Source organism: Pseudomonas sp. GW821-FHT01E10, assembly GCF_059422365.1.
This window is the reverse complement of record NZ_JBWKWT010000011.1, coordinates 185,711-204,384: the sequence shown is the minus strand read 5'-3', so window position 1 is coordinate 204,384 and position 18,674 is coordinate 185,711. Positions and strand designations below refer to the sequence as shown.

Here is an 18,674-nt window from a genome sequence, read left to right as displayed (position 1 = left end):
CCCCCCCCCCCCCCCCCCCCCCCCCCCCCCCCCCCCCCCCCCCCCCCCCCCCCCCCCCCCCCCCCGCTCCTACAGGAGGATTGGGTTACCAAAATCAAACGGCGCCAACGCAAACCCTTGCTCATCCACCTGCAACACCCAGCCTTGACGGTCCCAATCCCCCAGCACAATGCGCTTGGCCGCCTGCTCGCCAATCTGCAACTTGTGGATGGCGGGGCGATGGGTGTGGCCGTGGATCAAGGTTTTCACACCATAGGCCTGCATGACCCGCGGCACTTCTTCCGGCGTGACATCGACAATGTCATTGGCCTTCATCCGCGTTTGCGCACGGCTTTCACTGCGCAGCTTGCGCGCCAGTTTATGCCGTGTGCCCAAAGGCAGATGGCGCAGGATGAACAGGGTGATCGGGTTACGCAGGTAGCGCCGCAGCTTCATATAACCTACGTCGCGGGTGCAGAGGCTGTCGCCGTGCATCAACAGCACCGGCTCGCCGTAAAACTGCACGACACTCGGATCTTTGAGCAAGGTACAGCCGGCCGCTTTGCAGAAGGCCTTGCCGAGCATGAAGTCGCGATTGCCGTGCATCAGGAAAATGGCCGTGCCGCTGTCGCTCAAATTACGCAGGGCCTGGCAGATGGAACGCTGGAAGGCTGTCATGGCATCGTCGCCAATCCACGCCTCGAAAAAGTCGCCCAGAATGTACAACGCACTCGCCGAGCGGGCGCGTCCAGCGAGCAAATCCAGAAACGCCCGGGTAATGTCCGGGCGCTCCTCTTCCAGATGCAAGTCTGAAATCAGCAGTATCACTCAATGATCTCGGCTTTCTCGATGATCACGTCGTCTGCAGGTACGTCCTGGTGACCGGCCTTGGAGGTGGTGGCCACGCCTTTGATCTTGTCGACGACGTCGGTGCCTTCAACCACTTCGCCGAATACCGCGTAGCCCCAGCCCTGAACGGTCTTGGCGCTGTGGTTCAGGAAGCTGTTGTCAGCCACGTTGATGAAGAATTGCGCGGAAGCCGAATGCGGCTCCATGGTGCGGGCCATGGCAACGCTGTACTTCTTGTTCGGCAGGCCGTTGTCGGCTTCGTTCTGGATGCTTGGGCGCTTGTCTTTCTTTTCTTTCATGCCTGGCTCGAAACCGCCGCCCTGGATCATGAAGTTACCGATGACGCGGTGGAAAACAGTGTTTTCGTAGTGACCGGCCTTGACGTATTCGATGAAGTTGGCAACGGTCAGCGGTGCCTTTTCAGCGTTCAGTTGCAGGACGATGTCGCCGAAGTTGGTAGACAGTTTGACTTTGGTCATGATGGGTACTCATTCTAAGAATTCGTGGGTTTCGGGGCTCTACAGCCCTCAACCGGTCCGGCCAGTGTCGGCCAAGGTGCGCAGTTTAGCGTGCCGGACGCGAATTTCGAGGCTGTTTTTCATCGCCGGCCGATTAAATGCAACCGATTGCCGGCCTGCTCTGTCAGCCACTTGACAGCATCGGCTATGATAAGCCCCTTTGATTTATAACAGCCGCTTTGATTTGGCCAACTGGCCGCGCACTTGTACGTTCAAGGATCCTATGAGCAAGCCCACTGTCGACCCTACCTCGAATTCCAAGACCGGCCCTGCCGTGCCGGTCAATTTCCTGCGCCCGATCATCCAGGCGGACCTGGACTCGGGTAAGCACACGCAGATCGTTACCCGTTTTCCGCCTGAGCCCAACGGTTACCTGCACATCGGTCACGCCAAGTCGATCTGTGTGAACTTCGGCCTGGCCCAGGAATTCGGCGGCGTCACGCACCTGCGTTTCGACGACACCAACCCGGCCAAGGAAGACCAGGAATACATCGACGCGATCGAAAGCGACGTCAAATGGCTGGGCTTCGAATGGTCCGGTGAAGTGCGCTATGCCTCGCAGTATTTCGACCAGTTGCACGACTGGGCGGTAGAGCTGATCAAGGCCGGCAAGGCCTATGTCGACGACCTGACCCCCGAACAGGCCAAGGAATACCGTGGCAGCCTGACCGAGCCGGGCAAGAACAGCCCGTTCCGCGACCGCTCGGTTGAGGAAAACCTCGACCTGTTCGCTCGCATGAAGGCCGGCGAATTCAAGGACGGCGCACGTGTGCTGCGGGCCAAGATCGACATGGCCTCGCCGAACATGAACCTGCGCGACCCGATCATGTATCGCATCCGTCATGCCCATCACCACCAGACCGGCGACAAGTGGTGCATCTACCCGAACTACGACTTCACCCACGGTCAGTCGGACGCCATCGAAGGCATCACCCACTCGATCTGCACCCTGGAGTTTGAAAGCCATCGTCCGTTGTACGACTGGTTTCTCGACAACCTGCCGGTGCCGGCGCACCCGCGTCAGTACGAATTCAGCCGTCTGAACCTCAACTACACCATCACCAGCAAGCGCAAGCTCAAGCAGCTTGTGGACGAGAAACACGTCAACGGCTGGGACGATCCGCGCATGTCCACGCTGTCGGGCTTCCGCCGCCGCGGCTACACCCCGGCGTCGATCCGCAACTTCTGCGACATGATCGGCACCAACCGTTCCGATGGCGTGGTCGACTTCGGCATGCTCGAGTTCAGCATCCGTCAGGACCTGGACGCGAATGCCCCGCGCGCCATGTGCGTGCTGCGTCCGTTGAAAGTCGTGATCACCAACTACCCGGAAGACCAAGTCGAGAATCTCGAACTGCCACGTCATCCGCAGAAAGAAGAACTCGGCGTGCGCAAGCTGCCGTTCGCCCGTGAAATCTACATCGACCGCGATGACTTCATGGAAGAGCCGCCAAAAGGCTACAAGCGCCTGGAGCCGAACGGTGAAGTGCGTCTGCGCGGCAGCTACGTGATCCGTGCCGACGAAGCAATCAAGGATGCCGACGGCAACATCGTCGAACTGCGTTGCTCGTACGATCCGGACACCCTGGGCAAGAACCCTGAAGGCCGCAAGGTCAAAGGCGTGGTGCACTGGGTGCCGGCTGCGGCCAGCGTCGAGTGCGAAGTGCGTCTGTACGATCGTCTGTTCCGTTCTCCGAACCCGGAGAAGGCCGAAGACAGCGCCAGTTTCCTGGACAACATCAACCCTGACTCACTGCAAGTCCTCACCGGTTGTCGTGCTGAACCCTCGTTGGGCAACGCACAGCCGGAAGACCGTTTCCAGTTCGAGCGCGAAGGTTACTTCGTCGCGGATATCAAGGACTCGAAACCGGGCGCTCCGGTATTCAACCGTACCGTGACCCTGCGTGATTCGTGGGGCCAGTGATCAAGTCTTAAGGAACCGTCGTGCTTACGATCTACAACACGCTCACCAAGAGCAAAGAAGTCTTCAAGCCGCTGGATGGCAACAAGGTGCGCATGTACGTCTGCGGGATGACCGTGTACGACTACTGCCATCTGGGCCATGGCCGCAGCATGGTCGCGTTCGACCTGGTGACCCGCTGGTTGCGGTTCAGCGGTTACGACCTGACCTACGTGCGCAACATCACCGATATCGACGACAAGATCATCAATCGGGCCAACGAGAACGGCGAGTCGTTCGAGGCCTTGACCGAGCGCATGATCGCGGCGATGCACGAAGATGAAGCGCGCCTGAACATCAAAAAACCGGACATGGAGCCGCGTGCCACGGATCACATCCCGGGCATGCACGCGATGATCCAGACCCTGATCGACAAGGGTTACGCCTACGCACCGGGCAATGGCGATGTGTACTACCGCGTCGCCAAGTTCATGGGCTACGGCAAGCTGTCGCGCAAGAAGATCGAAGACCTGCGCATCGGCGCACGAATCGAAGTCGACGAGTCGAAACAGGACCCGCTGGACTTCGTGCTGTGGAAAGGCGCCAAGCCAGGCGAGCCGAGCTGGCCATCGCCGTGGGGCGACGGTCGTCCGGGCTGGCACATCGAGTGCTCGGTGATGTCCACCTGCTGCCTGGGCGAGACCTTCGATATTCATGGCGGCGGCAGCGACCTCGAGTTCCCGCACCACGAAAACGAAATCGCCCAGAGCGAAGCGGCCACCGGCAAGACCTACGCCAACGCGTGGATGCATTGCGGCATGATTCGCATCAATGGCGAGAAGATGTCCAAGTCCTTGAACAACTTCTTCACCATTCGCGACGTGCTCGACAAGTACCACCCGGAAGTCGTGCGTTACCTGCTGGTGTCGAGCCACTACCGCAGCGCGATCAACTATTCGGAAGACAACCTCAAGGACGCCAAGGGCGCCCTCGAGCGTTTCTACCATGCGTTGAAAGGCCTGCCGAAAGTGGCACCTGCTGGCGGCGAAGCCTTCGTCGAGCGTTTCACCCAGGTGATGAACGACGACTTCGGCACGCCGGAAGCCTGTGCGGTGCTGTTCGAGATGGTCCGCGAGATCAACCGTCTGCGCGAGAGCGATCTGGATGCGGCGGCCGGTCTGGCGGCACGCTTGAAGGAACTGGCCAGCGTGCTGGGTGTATTGCAGCTTGAAGCCGATGACTTCCTGCAGGCCGGTGCCGAAGGGCGGGTCGACGCGGCTGAAGTCGATGCACTGATCCAGGCGCGCCTGACTGCCCGTGCCAACAAAGACTGGGCCGAATCCGACCGCATCCGCGACCAGCTCACCGCCATGGGCGTGGTGCTGGAAGACGGCAAGGGCGGCACGACCTGGCGTCTGGCTGACTGATCGCTGCGTTTGCTACAAACAAAACCCGCCTTGTGCGGGTTTTTGTTTGTTTGGTTGAAGATCAAAAGATCGCAGCCTTCAATCCCCCAATTGGCGCAACCGCTTGTAAAGGGTATTGCGACTAACCCCTAACCGCCGCGCCAAGTGCGAAATATTTCCCCCAGCCGCCTGCAATTGCCGATTCAATGCCTCGGCATCATTCAAATCAACGGCTATCGGCTCCGGCGTATCCACCGGCTCCATCTCCAGATCGACAAAAAAATCATCCGGCAAATGTTCCGGCCGTACGGGTTGCTCTTCGGCCATGGCCAACGCCACCTGCATCACGCTGCTGACCTGACGCAAATTCCCCGGCCACGGATGGCGGCTGAACAGTTCCAGCACCTCGGGGCTCAACCCGGCCCACTGCGACGGTTCACGGTGTTGCTCCCACAAGCGCTTGAACAACGCCTGCTTGTCGCTGCGCTCCCTGATCGGTGGCAGTTCCAGGGTCAAACCGCCGATGCGGTAATACAAATCCTCACGAAACCGCCCCAACTGCACCTGCTCGCGCAACAAGCGGTTGGTCGCCGAGATGATCCGGATGTCCACCGGGAACAACTCGCTGCTGCCCACCGGTTGTACGCAACGTTCCTGCAATACCCGCAGCAGCCGGGCCTGGGTCGGTAGCGGCATGTCGCCGATTTCATCGAGGAACAGGGTGCCTTTGTCGGCCTTGCGGATCAGCCCGATGCTGCCTTTCTGGTTGGCGCCGGTGAACGCGCCTTTCTCGTAGCCAAACAGCTCGGACTCCACCAGTTCGGCGGGGATCGCTGCACAGTTGACGGCAATGAACGGTTGTTTGCTGCGTGAGCTGGCGTGGTGCAGGGCTTTGACGAAGACTTCCTTGCCGACCCCGGTTTCCCCGTGGATCAACAATGGAATGTCCTTCTCCAGCAAACGTTCGGCCTGGCGCACGGCTTTTTCCACGCGGCTGTCGCCAAAGTGCAGGGTGTTGAGGCTGATCGCGGCGGGCGCTGCCAGGGTGGGCTCAGTGCACTTTATTTCAGGGCTTTTCGTTTCAGTGCTCTTTTTTTCTGCAAACAGCCGCGCCTGAATCGACGCCTGTTTCGGTCGTTTCAGCACGCACTGGAAACGGTTGTTTCCTGAGGCTTGCAGGGAAAACGGCAGGCCGTCCGGCTGATTCAGCAGTTCCATCAACGAGACTTTGAACAGGCTTTCGACGCTGACCCGCGACAGGCTGATGCCCAGCAGATTGTCGGCCCGGCGGTTGGCCGACAGTACCTGACCGGTTTCATCGAAGATCAGCATCCCGGCCCATTGGCTGTCGAGGTTGTTCAACCCGGTGTTGAAGGTCAGTTGGAAATGCTGGCCGTGGAACAGGTTGAGGATCAGCCGGTTCTCCACGGTCTGGCTCATCATCTTGACCATGCCCAGGGTGTGGGAGGGCGGCAGGTAGCTGTCGCTGGACACATCCAGCACCGCGATCACCTTGCGCTCGGCATCGAAAATCGGCGCGGCGGAACCGGTCATGAAGCGGTTGGCCTTGAGGAAATGTTCATCGTGCTCGATGTGCACGGCCTGCTCGCAGGCCAGCGCGGTGCCGATCGCATTGGTCCCGCTGCAATGCTCCATCCAGCTGGCGCCGACGCTGAAACCGCGGGTCAGGCTCGGCTCGATGAAACGCTGGGTACCCCACGACGTCAGCACCTGGCCGTGATTGTCGGCGAGCATGATCAGGCAATTGGAGTTGCTGAGGATGTTTTCGTAATACGGCAGGACTTCCTGATGGGTGGTTTGCACCAGGGAATGCTGACTTTCCAGCAAGTGGGCGATGCCGTCTGCCGGCAGCTGATCGAACGCTGGCGCGCTCTGATGATCGAGCCCGAACGCGCGGCAGCGGGACCAGGAGTCCTGGATGATGGCGTCGTGGGAGCGCTTTGAGACAGGTACGGCCATGGCGGTCGATCTCTGGGCAAGCTTTTATTGTTTTTATGGGTTTTGCATCACGTGAGGGCCACGCAAAAAACATCCGTAGAGTGTTGTTCACATTTGTTCATTGTCAATCGTTGAATTGTTCAGTTGTTCATTCGTGGTTGTTCATTTCTGTTCATCAACGAATCCGATTTTTATCTTGTTTGATGGGATTTCCAGCCAAATCAAACGCTTGAGATTTTTGGCACGGATGTCGCTATGTAGCTCCGGTCGCTTGACTCAAAAAATAAAAAAAGGCCGAGCCATGTCACTAATCCTGGAACATGTCAGCCGCACCATCGAAGGCCAGACCTGGATCGACGATGCGTGCCTTAATTTCGAACCCGGATCGTTCAACGTTTTGCTCGGTCGCACGCTGTCCGGCAAAACCAGCCTCATGCGCCTGATGGCCGGTCTGGACAAACCCGACAGCGGCCGCATCCTGATGAACGGCGTCGACGTCACCCAGCGCCCGGTGCGTTTGCGCAATGTGTCGATGGTCTATCAGCAGTTCATCAATTACCCGACCATGACGGTGTTCGAGAACATCGCCTCGCCGCTGCGTCAGGGTGGCGTTGCCAATGAGTTGATCCAGAGCAAGGTGCTGGAAACCGCGAAGATGCTGCGCATCGAGAAGTTTCTCCAGCGCCATCCACTGGAGCTCTCCGGCGGCCAGCAACAGCGCACGGCCATGGCCCGGGCGCTGGTCAAGGACGCCGAGCTGATTCTGTTCGACGAGCCGCTGGTCAACCTCGACTACAAGCTGCGCGAAGAGCTGCGCCAGGAAATGCGCGAGCTGTTCAAGGCGCGCAATACCATCGCGATTTACGCCACCACCGAACCCAACGAAGCCCTGGCGCTGGGCGGCACCACGACGATTCTTCACGAAGGCCGGGTGATTCAGAGCGGCAAGTCCTCCGAGGTGTATCACCAGCCGCAAACCGTGCTGGCGGCGGAGTTGTTCTCCGAGCCACCGATCAACCTGATGCCGGGGCGCATTGCCGGCAACGAAGTCAGTTTCGCCAATTTCGTGCACTTCCCGTTGAACGTCGATCTGCGTCCGGTGGGCGAGGGCGAATTCCGTTTCGGCGTGCGTCCCAGCCATATCTCGCTGGTGCCGAGCAACGACGACGATCTGGAACTGGCGGTGACCGTCGAGGTGGCCGAGATCAGCGGTTCGGAAACCTTCCTGCACGTGCGCAACGAGTATTTCCTGCTGGTGCTGCACTTGCCGGGGGTGCACGAATACGACGTCGATGCGCCGATTCGCATCTATATCCCGACTCATAAACTGTTTGTGTTCGATATGCAGGGGCGGCTGGTCCAGGCGCCCGGTCGCCGCATTGCGAGGGTTGCCTGATGGCCGAAATCCGTTTGCAGAGCCTTGCCCACAGCTACACCCGCACGCCAGCCGGCCCTGAGGATTACGCGATCCGCGAGATGGACCACGTCTGGGAGCAGGGCGGCGCTTATGCGCTGCTCGGGCCATCGGGGTGCGGCAAGTCGACCTTGCTCAACATCATTTCCGGGTTGCTCAGCCCGTCCCAGGGCCAGGTGATGTTCGACGGCAAAGTGGTCAACGAACTGACCCCGGAAAAGCGCAACATCGCCCAGGTTTTCCAGTTTCCGGTGGTCTACGACACCATGACGGTGTTCGACAACCTGGCTTTCCCGCTGCGCAATCAGGGCATGGTCGAAGCGAAGATTTTCAGCAAGGTGCATGAAATCGCCGAAGTCCTCGACCTTCAGGCATTGCTGCACAAGAAGGCGCGTAACCTCACCGCCGATGAAAAGCAGAAAGTCTCCATGGGCCGTGGGCTGGTGCGCGATGACGTGTCGGCGATCCTCTTCGATGAACCATTGACGGTGATCGACCCGCACCTGAAGTGGAAGCTGCGGCGCAAGCTCAAGCAGATCCACGAGCAGTTCAACATCACCATGGTCTACGTCACCCACGATCAGCTCGAAGCCTCGACCTTCGCCGACAAGATCGCGGTGATGTACGGCGGGCAGATCGTGCAGTTCGGTACGCCACGGGAATTGTTCGAACGGCCGAGCCACACCTTTGTCGGCTATTTCATCGGCAGCCCGGGGATGAACCTGATCGACGTCCAGCCGCAGGCCGGCGGTGTCGGTTTTGCCGGGACTCACTTGCCGTTGTCCCACGCGATGCAGCAACGGATCGCCGACAGCGAATGGAAAACCCTGAAGGTCGGCATCCGTCCGGAGTTCGTTCATGTGTGGGAGGAAGCCTTTGATGACGCGTTGCGGGCTAAGGTCGTACACGTCGAGGACCTGGGCACCTACAAAATCATGACCCTGAACCTCGACGGCGTGCTGCTGAAAGTACGCCTGGCCGAAGACAAACCGGTGCCCGAGGGCACGGCGTACATCAGTTTCCCGGGGCAATGGCTGATGGTCTACGCCGATGATTACTTGCTGGAGGTGCTGCCATGAACAAGGTGCAGAACAACAAGGCCTGGTGGCTGGTGCTGCCGGTGTTCCTGCTGGTGGCGTTCAGTGCGGTGATCCCGATGATGACCGTGGTCAACTATTCGGTGCAGGACATCTTCGACCAGTCCAGCCGCTATTTCGTCGGCGCCGATTGGTACAAGCAGGTGTTGCTCGACCCAAGGCTGCATGACTCGCTGCTGCGCCAGTTCATCTATTCCGCCTGCGTGTTGTTGATCGAAATTCCGTTGGGCATCGCCATCGCCCTGACCATGCCGATCAAGGGCCGCTGGTCGTCGCTGGTGCTGATTATCCTGGCGATTCCGCTGCTGATCCCGTGGAACGTGGTCGGCACCATCTGGCAGATTTTCGGTCGGGCCGACATCGGCTTGCTTGGGTCCAGCCTCAACGGCATGGGCATCAGCTACAACTATGCGGCCAACACCATGGACGCCTGGGTCACGGTGTTGGTGATGGACGTGTGGCACTGGACGTCGCTGGTGGCGTTGTTGTGTTTCTCCGGTCTGCGGGCGATTCCGGATGTGTATTACCAGGCGGCGCGGATCGATCGGGCGTCGGCCTGGGCGGTGTTCCGGCACATCCAGTTGCCCAAGCTCAAGAGCGTGCTGCTGATCGCGGTGATGCTGCGGTTCATGGACAGTTTCATGATCTACACCGAACCGTTCGTGCTGACCGGTGGTGGTCCGGGCAATGCCACGACCTTCCTGAGTCAGACCTTGACCCAGATGGCCGTAGGGCAATTCGACCTCGGCCCGGCGGCGGCTTTCTCGCTGGTGTACTTCCTGATCATCCTGTTGGTGTCGTGGCTGTTCTACACCGCCATGACTCACTCTGACGCCAATCGGTGAGGCCTGCCATGAGCAAGAGAAAGCTGATTCCGCTGCTGGTCTACATCCTGTTCCTGCTGGTGCCGATCTACTGGCTGCTGAACATGTCCTTCAAGAGCAACACCGAAATCCTCGGCGGCCTGACGCTGTTTCCCCAGGATTTCACTTTCGCCAACTACAAGGTGATCTTCACCGACCCGAGCTGGTACACCGGCTACCTCAACTCGGCGTACTACGTCAGCATGAACACAATCATTTCCCTGACCGTGGCGTTGCCGGCGGCCTATGCGTTTTCGCGCTATCGCTTCCTCGGTGACAAGCACCTGTTCTTCTGGCTGCTGACCAACCGCATGGCACCGCCGGCGGTGTTCCTGTTGCCGTTCTTCCAGCTGTATTCCTCGATCGGCTTGTTCGACACGCACATCGCGGTGGCGTTGGCTCACTGTCTGTTTAACGTGCCGCTGGCGGTGTGGATTCTTGAGGGCTTCATGTCTGGCGTTCCCAAGGAAATCGACGAAACCGCCTACATCGATGGCTACAGCTTTCCCAAGTTCTTCGTGAAGATTTTCGTTCCGCTGATCGGCTCCGGGATCGGTGTCACGGCGTTTTTCTGCTTCATGTTTTCCTGGGTCGAATTGTTGCTGGCGCGAACCCTGACGTCGGTGAACGCCAAACCCATCGCCGCGGTGATGACCCGCACGGTCTCGGCGTCCGGCATCGACTGGGGCGTGCTGGCAGCGGCGGGGGTGTTGACCATCCTGCCGGGCATGCTGGTGATCTGGTTTGTTCGCAACCACGTGGCCAAGGGCTTTGCCCTGGGCCGGGTATGAGGAACTGATGATGGAATGGATGAGTTGGACCAGCCCGACGGCGGCGTTCTTCGGCGTCATAGCCTTGATCCTGGTGGGCATGACGACTTGGGAGTTGCGTTCGCCAAGCATTCTTCGAAAAGGTTTTCTGCCGATTACCACCACCCGTGGCGATCGGCTGTTTATCGGTCTTCTCGGCAGCGCCTACCTGCATTTGCTGGTAATCGGCGTCACCGACTGGAGCATCTGGATAGCGTTCGCGTTGTCCCTGGTGTGGCTGTTGGCTGTGATGCGTTGGGGCTAGTCGAATCGCTCGGCAATGTTGCTCCGAAACCCATAAAGGAGGTCTCTATGTTCGACAAAAACAATAAGCTGCGACATAGCATTTCACTGGCAGCCATGCTGGCACTCAGCGGATTGAGCGCATCGGCCTGGGCTGATGCCTACGAAGACGCTGCGAAGAAGTGGATCGGCGGCGAATTCAAACCGTCCACCTTGACGGCCGATCAGCAACTCGCGGAATTGAAGTGGTTCATCAAGGCGGCCGAGCCGTTTCGCGGGATGGACATCAAGGTTGTCTCGGAAACCCTGACCACCCATGAATACGAGTCCAAGGTGCTGGCCAAGGCCTTCACCGAGATCACCGGGATCAAAGTCACCCACGACTTGCTGCAAGAAGGCGATGTGGTGGAAAAGCTGCAGACCGTGATGCAGTCGGACAAGAGCATCTATGACGGCTGGGTCAACGACTCCGACCTGATCGGTACGCACTTTCGCTATGGCAAGACCGAGTCGATCACCGACCTGATGGCCAACGAAGGCAAGAACTTCACCTCGCCGACCCTCGACATCAAGGACTTCATCGGCATTTCCTTCACCACCGCGCCGGACGGCAAGATCTATCAGCTGCCCGACCAGCAGTTCGCCAACCTGTATTGGTTCCGCGCCGACTGGTTCGATCGGGCGGACCTGAAAGCAAAATTCAAGGAAAAGTACGGCTACGAATTGGGCGTGCCGGTGAACTGGTCGGCCTATGAAGACATCGCCAAATTCTTCAGCGAAGACGTCAAGGAAATCGACGGCAAACGCATCTACGGGCACATGGACTACGGCAAGAAGGATCCATCCCTGGGCTGGCGCTTCACCGATGCCTGGTTCTCCATGGCCGGCGGCGGCGACAAGGGGCTGCCCAACGGCTTGCCGGTGGACGAGTGGGGCATCCGTGTCGAGGACTGCCATCCGGTCGGTTCCAGCGTGACCCGTGGCGGCGATACCAACGGCCCGGCGGCGGTGTTCGCGACGCAGAAATATGTCGACTGGATGAAGGCCTATGCGCCGCCGGAAGCAGCGGGCATGACCTTTTCCGAGTCTGGCCCGGTACCGTCTCAGGGCAACATTGCCCAACAGATCTTCTGGTACTCCGCCTTTACCGCCGACATGACCAAACCGGGCCTGCCGGTGGTGAACGCCGACGGTACGCCGAAGTGGCGCATGGCGCCGTCGCCGAGAGGGCCGTACTGGGAAGAGGGCATGAAGCTTGGGTATCAGGACGTGGGTTCCTGGACATTCATGAAGTCCACGCCTGAGAAACAGAAACTCGCGGCCTGGCTGTACGCGCAGTTCGTGACCTCGAAAACCGTGTCGCTGAAGAAAACCATCGTCGGCCTGACACCGATCCGCGAGTCGGACATCAACTCTCAAGCCATGACCGACCTGGCGCCGAAGCTCGGTGGCCTGGTCGAGTTCTATCGCAGCCCGGCGCGGGTGCAATGGACCCCGACCGGCACCAACGTGCCGGACTATCCGCGTCTGGCACAGTTGTGGTGGAGCCACATCGCCGAAGCCGCCAGCGGCGAGAAAACCCCGCAACAGGCGCTCGATGGTCTGGCCAAGGATCAGGACGCGATCATGACCCGTCTGGAACGCTCCAAGGCCCAGGCCACTTGCGCGCCGAAAATGAACCCGGAACGCGACGCGCAATACTGGTTCGACCAACCGGGCGCACCGAAGCCGAAACTGGCTAACGAGAAGCCCAAGGGTGAAACCGTGAGCTATGCCGAACTGCTGAAATCGTGGGAGGTGGCGCGTAAGTAACAGATCGGCCTGCGACGTCGAACGGCACCTTCGGGTGCCGTTTCTATTTATGCCCACTTTCTCGTTTCAGCGACTGGCGTACGGTTCTCATTACCGCGAGGTCGAAGGCGTTGTGCCCGGCGTGGAGCAGACGACAACGGATGTTCTGGCGCTGGCGAAGCCAACGTACGCTGGACATGCCGAAGGTGTCTTTGATGCCTTGTATCACCAGGGTATCGGCATCGACCCGGAGACGCTCGTCCGCCCGTGTGAAGAAATAGTGATTAACGTGGTAATGCAACTCCAGGCAGATGGCGCGCACCGCTTCTTCATCAACGAAGTCTTCGAGTGCGTGCGGGCACATCGATTGCCCGTTCAATTGCAAAATAGCCTGCAGCCAGTGGATGGCAGCCTGACGCTGTTGCACCTCGCAACCATTGCTCAGTAGCTGGTAGATACCCCGCGCACTGGCGTCGTGGGAGCCAGGGGTTAATTGAGATAAACCCTCGCTCAAGGTTTTATCGTAGGCGCTTACGTTCGCAACAAACGGTATGAACACTGAGACCAACGTGGTTTTCAGAATGGCGTCGGGATAGCGCTGCTGGTATTGGATGGCCAACCAGCTTCCCCATGAAATGCCCAGCAAACTGATTTTTTCGAAACCAAAATGCCGCCGCAGGGCATCGATGTCTTCAACGGACAGCCCAGTGTTGTTGTGCTGGAGCTCGCCGAGGGGAAGGGAGCGCCCGCAGCCACGCTGGTCGAACAAAATGATATCGAAACATCGCAGATCGAAGAACTCAAGATGATGGAGGGCGCTACGACCACCCGGCCCGCCATGCAGGAAAAATATCGGTTCGCTGCCGGGGGTGCCGTGCCGCTCCCAATAGAGATGGTGGCCGTCACGAGTCGGGTAGTAGCCATTGATCGGGGAGACCACCATCAGATGGGAACCTTCAGCCTGTAGAACTGGAACAGCTCCGTGTGCCGGGGGCGGGCCGCTACACTGGAAATCACCTGCAGTTTCAGGATCTGGGCCATGTAGGGAACGGAAATCAGTACCGGCGTATGGCCGAAAACGATAATCGTGCCTCCCGGATTCACGCACGGTGCCATATCGTGCAATGTCTGCTGCGCATCGGCGCGAGTCATGACTTCGGCATTGAGGAAACGCAGTATCAGCACATCACATTTGATGCCGGCAGAGGCAATGTTTCGGGCATCGGCCAGATAAAATTCGGCAGATGAGGTGCCATGACGATTTTTTGCATGTTCGATCATCGACGCCGAACGATCGGAGCCCAGGCAATGTCGGTCGGGGAGTTCGCGGGCCAGGTGCGCAATGAATTCCCCAGTCGAGCACGCCGGATCATGGATCACCGCGCCGGGACTCGATATCGTCTTGAGTAACGTTGCGCAATGCTGGCGAAAGTGGCTTTCGTCGGCATCCAGTTGCTTGGCGAGCGATTCATTGCACTGCCAGTATTCGGGCGGGCAAACAAACTCCAGGCCCGTGTCATCAGTGACAGGAAGCGGGAAACACACCTCGCTGTCCGGTTTAGTCTGCGCAACGTGGAAAGCCGTTTCCTTTTCTTGTCGGGTAACTCCTCGAAAATAGATCTCTGCACCTTCATTGCCCCAATGCCACTCAGCGAGCGGTCCGAGCAACATCCAGGGCCTGAGCAGGCTGTTGATATGCCAGCCGTCAGTGTCAGTGTGTTGCAGGACTTTTCGGCCCACCCAGTCGCAGCCATTCACGCGCAGAACAAAGAGCTGATGGAGCCCCGGCCCCAAGGGCTCGACGTAACGATCGAGTTTGCCAGGGGAGGCCACATGACGGACGAAGGATTGAGCCAAGCGCTGTTCTCGATGGAGGGCAGTCGTTGCCGATCGAGCGTTCATGCCGGCACTCCATGTCGCCTTTCCAAGCGCCGTCCCCGCGCCTGCGGGATAACCACATTGCCGCTGGAGACTACGAAAAATCGCTCCAGCCCCGGAATGACGACATTGACCAGCGTGGTGCCGAGGGCGGTCTGGTGAAGCGGTGCAATGCCCAGCGTGCGCCCATACCGATGCAGGTCTTCGGCCAGCAAGCTGATTTGCTCGGCCAATGGTCGTTCATCACGAGCATCGGGCAAGACTACCGTTTGTTGCTCGCACAGGTTCAACAGCGGATGCAGATCGAATCGCAGGCAGCGCAACAGGCGAGGAAAGGCCGTCAGATGCCGCTGAGCGTTGCTCAGATAGTCTCTCAGTTCAGGCTCCGAGGACCAAAGATGTAACTGAACCAGTTCGGTAAGTGCTCGCCATGCGCCATGCCTGGCATCGATCGAGCAACCGGTGCCGAAGACTCGCGGGTGAGTGCATGGCGCGGCTGAAAAGGCCAGAAAGGTTCGCGGCAGGAATTCGGTGCTGATGTCGACAAGGACGATCTCGGCACCGATCTCCGCTTCGGCGTCCAGCCACAGCCGACCCAGCTCGTCGTGATCGGACATGCGTGCGACGCGGCGCAGGGGCGCGTGGTTTTCGTAGTAAAAATGCTCCAGCAAGAACAACGAAACCGCATCGCGCTCAATACATTCATTGGCAGCATGCAAAACCGCCTCGTTGTAAGTTGCGCCAATAGCGGTTCCGCTATTACTGGCATAACGTTGCAGTGCGCCATAGTTGGTTGTGTCTTGTATCGGTGTTCGTCGTGAATAACCGGGTGTGCATAAAGCGACCGGGTATGTAAATGAAGTGTGCTTTAGAACATTCGTATACTGTCGGCAGGCTGTTATGGCATTGGGTTGTTCGGCGATAAGTGCCAGGGCAGTGTCGTCAGTAAATAGTGACGTGTCGGAAAAATAGCGCGGGGCTACATAGTGAATGTCGGATGTATCCAAGTGGTCACTTAAATAGTGTTCCAGCATTTCGTAAAGTGCACCGACACGGGCGTGGCGCGGGTAGCCTTTACCTGATCCCCTGGCGGTGTGGTGCTGATCGCTGGAGCTGGCAGAGGCATGGACCGCGACAATCTGCTGGCCCAGTGTGCGGGTGTCGACACGCAGGCCCAAGCTATCAAGTTCAGCGTGAATCCGCTGTTCAGCTTGCTCCAGGGTGAGTTCTCGTTCGGCTAGTGTGAAACCCATTGTTCGCTCCCTCGAGAAACGGGGGGCGCCGGCCCCCCGTTTTTTATACGGCTTCCAGTTCGGACTGTTCAGCCTCAGTCAGTTGCAGTTTTTCAACCTGCTCTGGCGTAGGCGCTTCCTGTTGTTCAAGGTCGATCACTTTGTTGGCGTTCCAGTTACCCATATAACCCATGATTAAACTCTCTTTTTGTTAGACATTGGATGTGCTGTATCGAGCACGGAGCAAATGTATAAGGCAGGTATTGGCTCGGTCAAAAATGACAGGAAGTTTCAAAAACCATATTCAAGGGGTGTTGAAATACGTACACATCAATTGTCGGCTTGACGATTTTTTTCGTGACGCATCGGCGGGTGTTGAATGGGACGGTATTGCGGGACATACCCGCCCCAACGATTTCGACGCATGCACTTGTCGGAAATTTCAGCTGCATGGAGGTGCGAAATCGTGATGACTGACTTTTGTGGCTCTTCAGGGTTCTTCGCGCGACGATTTTTCCTATCGCGTATGAAGGCGTTTCAGAAAAAATGCAGGTTGAATGACTGGGCATCTATTCATCGGGGGTGGGAAATCCCAATCGAAACACCGTCAACGTCCCAGGCGAGCTTTTAACCTGTGCCACCCCCTGATGCAGGCTCATGATCGAGCGCACGATGGCCAGGCCCAGTCCGGTGCTGCCTTGTGAGCGGGAGCGGCTGCTGTCGACCCGGTAAAAGCGGTCGAACAGGTGCGGCAGATGCTGCGCTTCGATGCCCGCGCCGGGGTTGCTGACTTCCAGTGCAACCTGTGTCGCCTCTTGCTCAATGTGCAGCGAAACCGTTTGCCCGGCCGGACAGTGGCGCAGGGCGTTGGACAGCAGGTTCGAGATCGCCCGTTGAATCATCAGCCGGTCGCCCAGCACGCGCGCGCTGCCGGTCACGCTCAGGCTGATGCGCTTGTCTTGCGCCGACAAGGAAAACAGGTCGGCCACTTTTTCGACTTCTTCTTCCAGGGCGACCGACTCGAAAGATGTGAGCGCTGCGGGGTTACTGGCCTGCGCCAGAAACAGCATGTCCGAGACAATCCGCGCAACACGCTCCAGCTCTTCGGTGCAGGACACCAAGACGTTTTTGTACGCCTCGGCCGTGCGTTCCCGGGACAGCGTCACCTGTGCCTTGCCCATCAGATTGTTGATCGGCGTGCGCAGTTCATGGGCCAGGTCATCGGAGAACTGCGACAACTGCTGCACACCATTGTCGAGGCGATCCAGCATGACGTTGATCCCCTGGGCCAGTTCACTGAGTTCCTGGGGCATGTCGAGCACCGACAGCCGATGGCCGAGGTCTTGCGTCGAGACCATCGCCGCCACTTTGCGAAACTCGCGCAACGGCATCAGCCCCCGCTGTACGGCGGCCCAGGCACTGAGGCCGATGAAGATCAGCAGCAATGGCAAAGCAATCAGCGTCGAGCGCAGATAGGCGCTGAGCAACGCCTGATTGTGGGCATCGTCCATCGACAGCAGCACCGGGACGCGGGTGCCGTCCTTGATGCGGACCAACCGAGAAGCGGTCAGGTAGCGCTTGCCTTGATCGTCGGTGCCGTCGGAGAACGCCAGTGGTTCGTCGGCAGCCAGTACTGCCTTGCGTTCAAGGCGCGGGTCGGCCATGCCGGAGCCGGATTTCAACAGCGGCGTGCGCAAGTTACTGCGGTCATAAATCGTCAGGGTGAGGTTGTCATGGCCCATGACCTGATCGAGCAGAATGTGCGGCGCCGAACGAATTTCTGCGGCATCGGCGTACAGCGACAGGCTGTGTTCCACCTGTTCCACCTTCTGGGCCAGGCTGTTTCTGGATAACGCGTTCAACTCATGGGTCAGGGCAAAGTAGGCAAGGATCGCCAGGAACACCACCAGTAGTGCGCCGAGAATACTCACCGTCAGGCCCAGGCGCATCGACAGGCTGGCCGGCTTCATTCCCGCGCCTCCAGGACATAGCCGACACCGCGCAGGGTGTGGATCAGTTTGCTGTCGAACGGGTCGTCGATCTTCGCCCGCAAACGCCGGATCGACACTTCGACCACGTTGGTGTCGCAGTCGAAATTCATGTCCCACACCAGCGAAATGATCTGGGTGCGGGTCAGTACTTCCCCGGACTGGCGCATCAGCAGATGCAGCAGGGCGAACTCCTTGGTGGTCAGGTCGATGCGCTGCTCGCCGCGAAAGGCGCGGTGACGGCCCGGATCAAGTTCCAGATCGGCGACTTTGAGCACCTGCGGCACCGGGATGTTTTCGCTGCGGCGCATCAGCGTGCGCACCCGCGCCAGCAATTCCGGAAACTCGAATGGCTTGACCAGATAATCGTCGGCACCCAGATCCAGACCACGAATCTTGTCGGCCAGACGCCCGCGCGCGGTGAGCATCATCACCCGGGTGGAATGGGTGCGACGCAATTGCTCCAGCACGCCCCAGCCATCGAGTTCCGGCAGGTTCACATCCAGGATCACCAGGTCGTATGCCTGCTGTTGCGCCAGATGCAGTCCGTCGGCGCCAGTGGCCGCGTGGTCAACGATATAACCACTTTCCGTCAGTCCCTGATGCAAGTATTCGGCAGCTTTAAGCTCGTCCTCGACGACAAGGATTCGCATGATTTATCACCACTTTTATTTAATGGATATTTAATTAAGGTGGCCAGGAAAGTTGTTGTTTTTGTAGGGGCTTCCGGACGGATTTGAATAACGAC

At 58.8% G+C, this 18,674-nt stretch carries 17 protein-coding genes; 8 read left to right on the top strand and 9 right to left on the bottom strand.

Going from position 1 to position 18,674, the window contains the following annotated elements; all coding sequences use genetic code 11:
- Positions 1-69: 69 nt before the first annotated feature.
- Both lpxH and AC07V0_RS20190 read right to left on the bottom strand, forming a co-directional pair.
- Complete coding sequence (lpxH, locus tag AC07V0_RS20195; protein WP_086944999.1) at positions 70-807, bottom strand: UDP-2,3-diacylglucosamine diphosphatase; 738 nt, start codon at positions 805-807, stop codon at positions 70-72.
- Positions 804-1,307: a peptidylprolyl isomerase gene (locus AC07V0_RS20190; protein ID WP_086944998.1), complete on the bottom strand. Its 504-nt coding sequence runs from the start codon at positions 1,305-1,307 to the stop codon at positions 804-806. Before AC07V0_RS20190 ends, lpxH begins: the two co-directional genes overlap by 4 nt.
- A gap of 262 nt (positions 1,308-1,569) precedes the next feature.
- On the opposite strand from AC07V0_RS20190, the gene AC07V0_RS20185 reads away from it, so the two are divergent.
- Positions 1,570-3,270 carry a glutamine--tRNA ligase/YqeY domain fusion protein gene (locus tag AC07V0_RS20185; protein WP_028941250.1) on the top strand — a complete coding sequence of 567 codons (1,701 nt, stop codon included), beginning with the start codon at positions 1,570-1,572 and terminating at the stop codon, positions 3,268-3,270.
- Between the two features lie 20 nt (positions 3,271-3,290).
- The gene (cysS, locus tag AC07V0_RS20180) at positions 3,291-4,673 is read left to right on the top strand and encodes a cysteine--tRNA ligase (RefSeq protein WP_019580054.1); all 1,383 of its coding nucleotides are present in this window, start codon (positions 3,291-3,293) and stop codon (positions 4,671-4,673) included.
- A gap of 78 nt (positions 4,674-4,751) precedes the next feature.
- Here the strand turns inward: cysS and AC07V0_RS20175 are convergent, their stop codons facing one another.
- The gene (locus AC07V0_RS20175; protein WP_086944997.1) at positions 4,752-6,632 is read right to left on the bottom strand and encodes a sigma-54-dependent Fis family transcriptional regulator; all 1,881 of its coding nucleotides are present in this window, start codon (positions 6,630-6,632) and stop codon (positions 4,752-4,754) included.
- Between the two features lie 280 nt (positions 6,633-6,912).
- On the opposite strand from AC07V0_RS20175, the gene AC07V0_RS20170 reads away from it, so the two are divergent.
- From AC07V0_RS20170 to AC07V0_RS20145, 6 genes are read left to right on the top strand one after another with little or no spacing between them, the layout of a single operon-like run.
- Entirely contained in the window at positions 6,913-8,007 is a 1,095-nt protein-coding gene (locus AC07V0_RS20170) for an ABC transporter ATP-binding protein (protein ID WP_018925486.1), read from the top strand.
- On the top strand, positions 8,007-9,104 hold the full coding sequence (locus tag AC07V0_RS20165) for an ABC transporter ATP-binding protein (protein ID WP_086944996.1): 1,098 nt from the start codon (positions 8,007-8,009) through the stop codon (positions 9,102-9,104). The genes AC07V0_RS20170 and AC07V0_RS20165 overlap by 1 nt, the downstream gene beginning before the upstream one ends.
- Positions 9,101-9,967, top strand: coding sequence for a carbohydrate ABC transporter permease (locus tag AC07V0_RS20160; protein ID WP_064618816.1), 867 nt, complete (start codon positions 9,101-9,103; stop codon positions 9,965-9,967). The genes AC07V0_RS20165 and AC07V0_RS20160 overlap by 4 nt, the downstream gene beginning before the upstream one ends.
- Positions 9,968-9,975: 8 nt before the next feature.
- Positions 9,976-10,776: a carbohydrate ABC transporter permease gene (locus tag AC07V0_RS20155; protein ID WP_018925489.1), complete on the top strand. Its 801-nt coding sequence runs from the start codon at positions 9,976-9,978 to the stop codon at positions 10,774-10,776.
- Positions 10,777-10,786: 10 nt separating this feature from the next.
- Positions 10,787-11,059 carry a DUF2160 domain-containing protein gene (locus AC07V0_RS20150; RefSeq protein WP_026345728.1) on the top strand — a complete coding sequence of 91 codons (273 nt, stop codon included), beginning with the start codon at positions 10,787-10,789 and terminating at the stop codon, positions 11,057-11,059.
- Positions 11,060-11,106: 47 nt separating this feature from the next.
- Positions 11,107-12,849 (top strand): ABC transporter substrate-binding protein, encoded by a 1,743-nt coding sequence (locus AC07V0_RS20145; RefSeq protein ID WP_064618814.1) that lies wholly within the window; start codon positions 11,107-11,109, stop codon positions 12,847-12,849.
- 43 nt (positions 12,850-12,892) lie between these two features.
- Here the strand turns inward: AC07V0_RS20145 and AC07V0_RS20140 are convergent, their stop codons facing one another.
- From AC07V0_RS20140 to AC07V0_RS20115, 6 genes are all read right to left on the bottom strand, one after another.
- Positions 12,893-13,771: an alpha/beta fold hydrolase gene (locus AC07V0_RS20140; protein ID WP_086944995.1), complete on the bottom strand. Its 879-nt coding sequence runs from the start codon at positions 13,769-13,771 to the stop codon at positions 12,893-12,895.
- A complete protein-coding gene (locus AC07V0_RS20135; protein WP_086944994.1) occupies positions 13,771-14,730 on the bottom strand; it encodes a class I SAM-dependent methyltransferase in 960 nt (319 codons plus the stop codon). The genes AC07V0_RS20140 and AC07V0_RS20135 overlap by 1 nt, the downstream gene beginning before the upstream one ends.
- Positions 14,727-15,959, bottom strand: coding sequence for a YcaO-like family protein (locus AC07V0_RS20130; RefSeq protein ID WP_086944993.1), 1,233 nt, complete (start codon positions 15,957-15,959; stop codon positions 14,727-14,729). The genes AC07V0_RS20135 and AC07V0_RS20130 overlap by 4 nt, the downstream gene beginning before the upstream one ends.
- Positions 15,960-16,002: 43 nt before the next feature.
- Entirely contained in the window at positions 16,003-16,131 is a 129-nt protein-coding gene (locus tag AC07V0_RS20125; protein ID WP_256580748.1) for a hypothetical protein, read from the bottom strand.
- A 376-nt stretch (positions 16,132-16,507) separates the two neighbouring features.
- A complete protein-coding gene (locus AC07V0_RS20120) occupies positions 16,508-17,908 on the bottom strand; it encodes a heavy metal sensor histidine kinase (RefSeq protein WP_086944992.1) in 1,401 nt (466 codons plus the stop codon).
- Positions 17,905-18,579, bottom strand: coding sequence for a heavy metal response regulator transcription factor (locus AC07V0_RS20115; protein ID WP_007940896.1), 675 nt, complete (start codon positions 18,577-18,579; stop codon positions 17,905-17,907). Before AC07V0_RS20115 ends, AC07V0_RS20120 begins: the two co-directional genes overlap by 4 nt.
- Between the last annotated feature and the right edge of the window lie 95 nt (positions 18,580-18,674).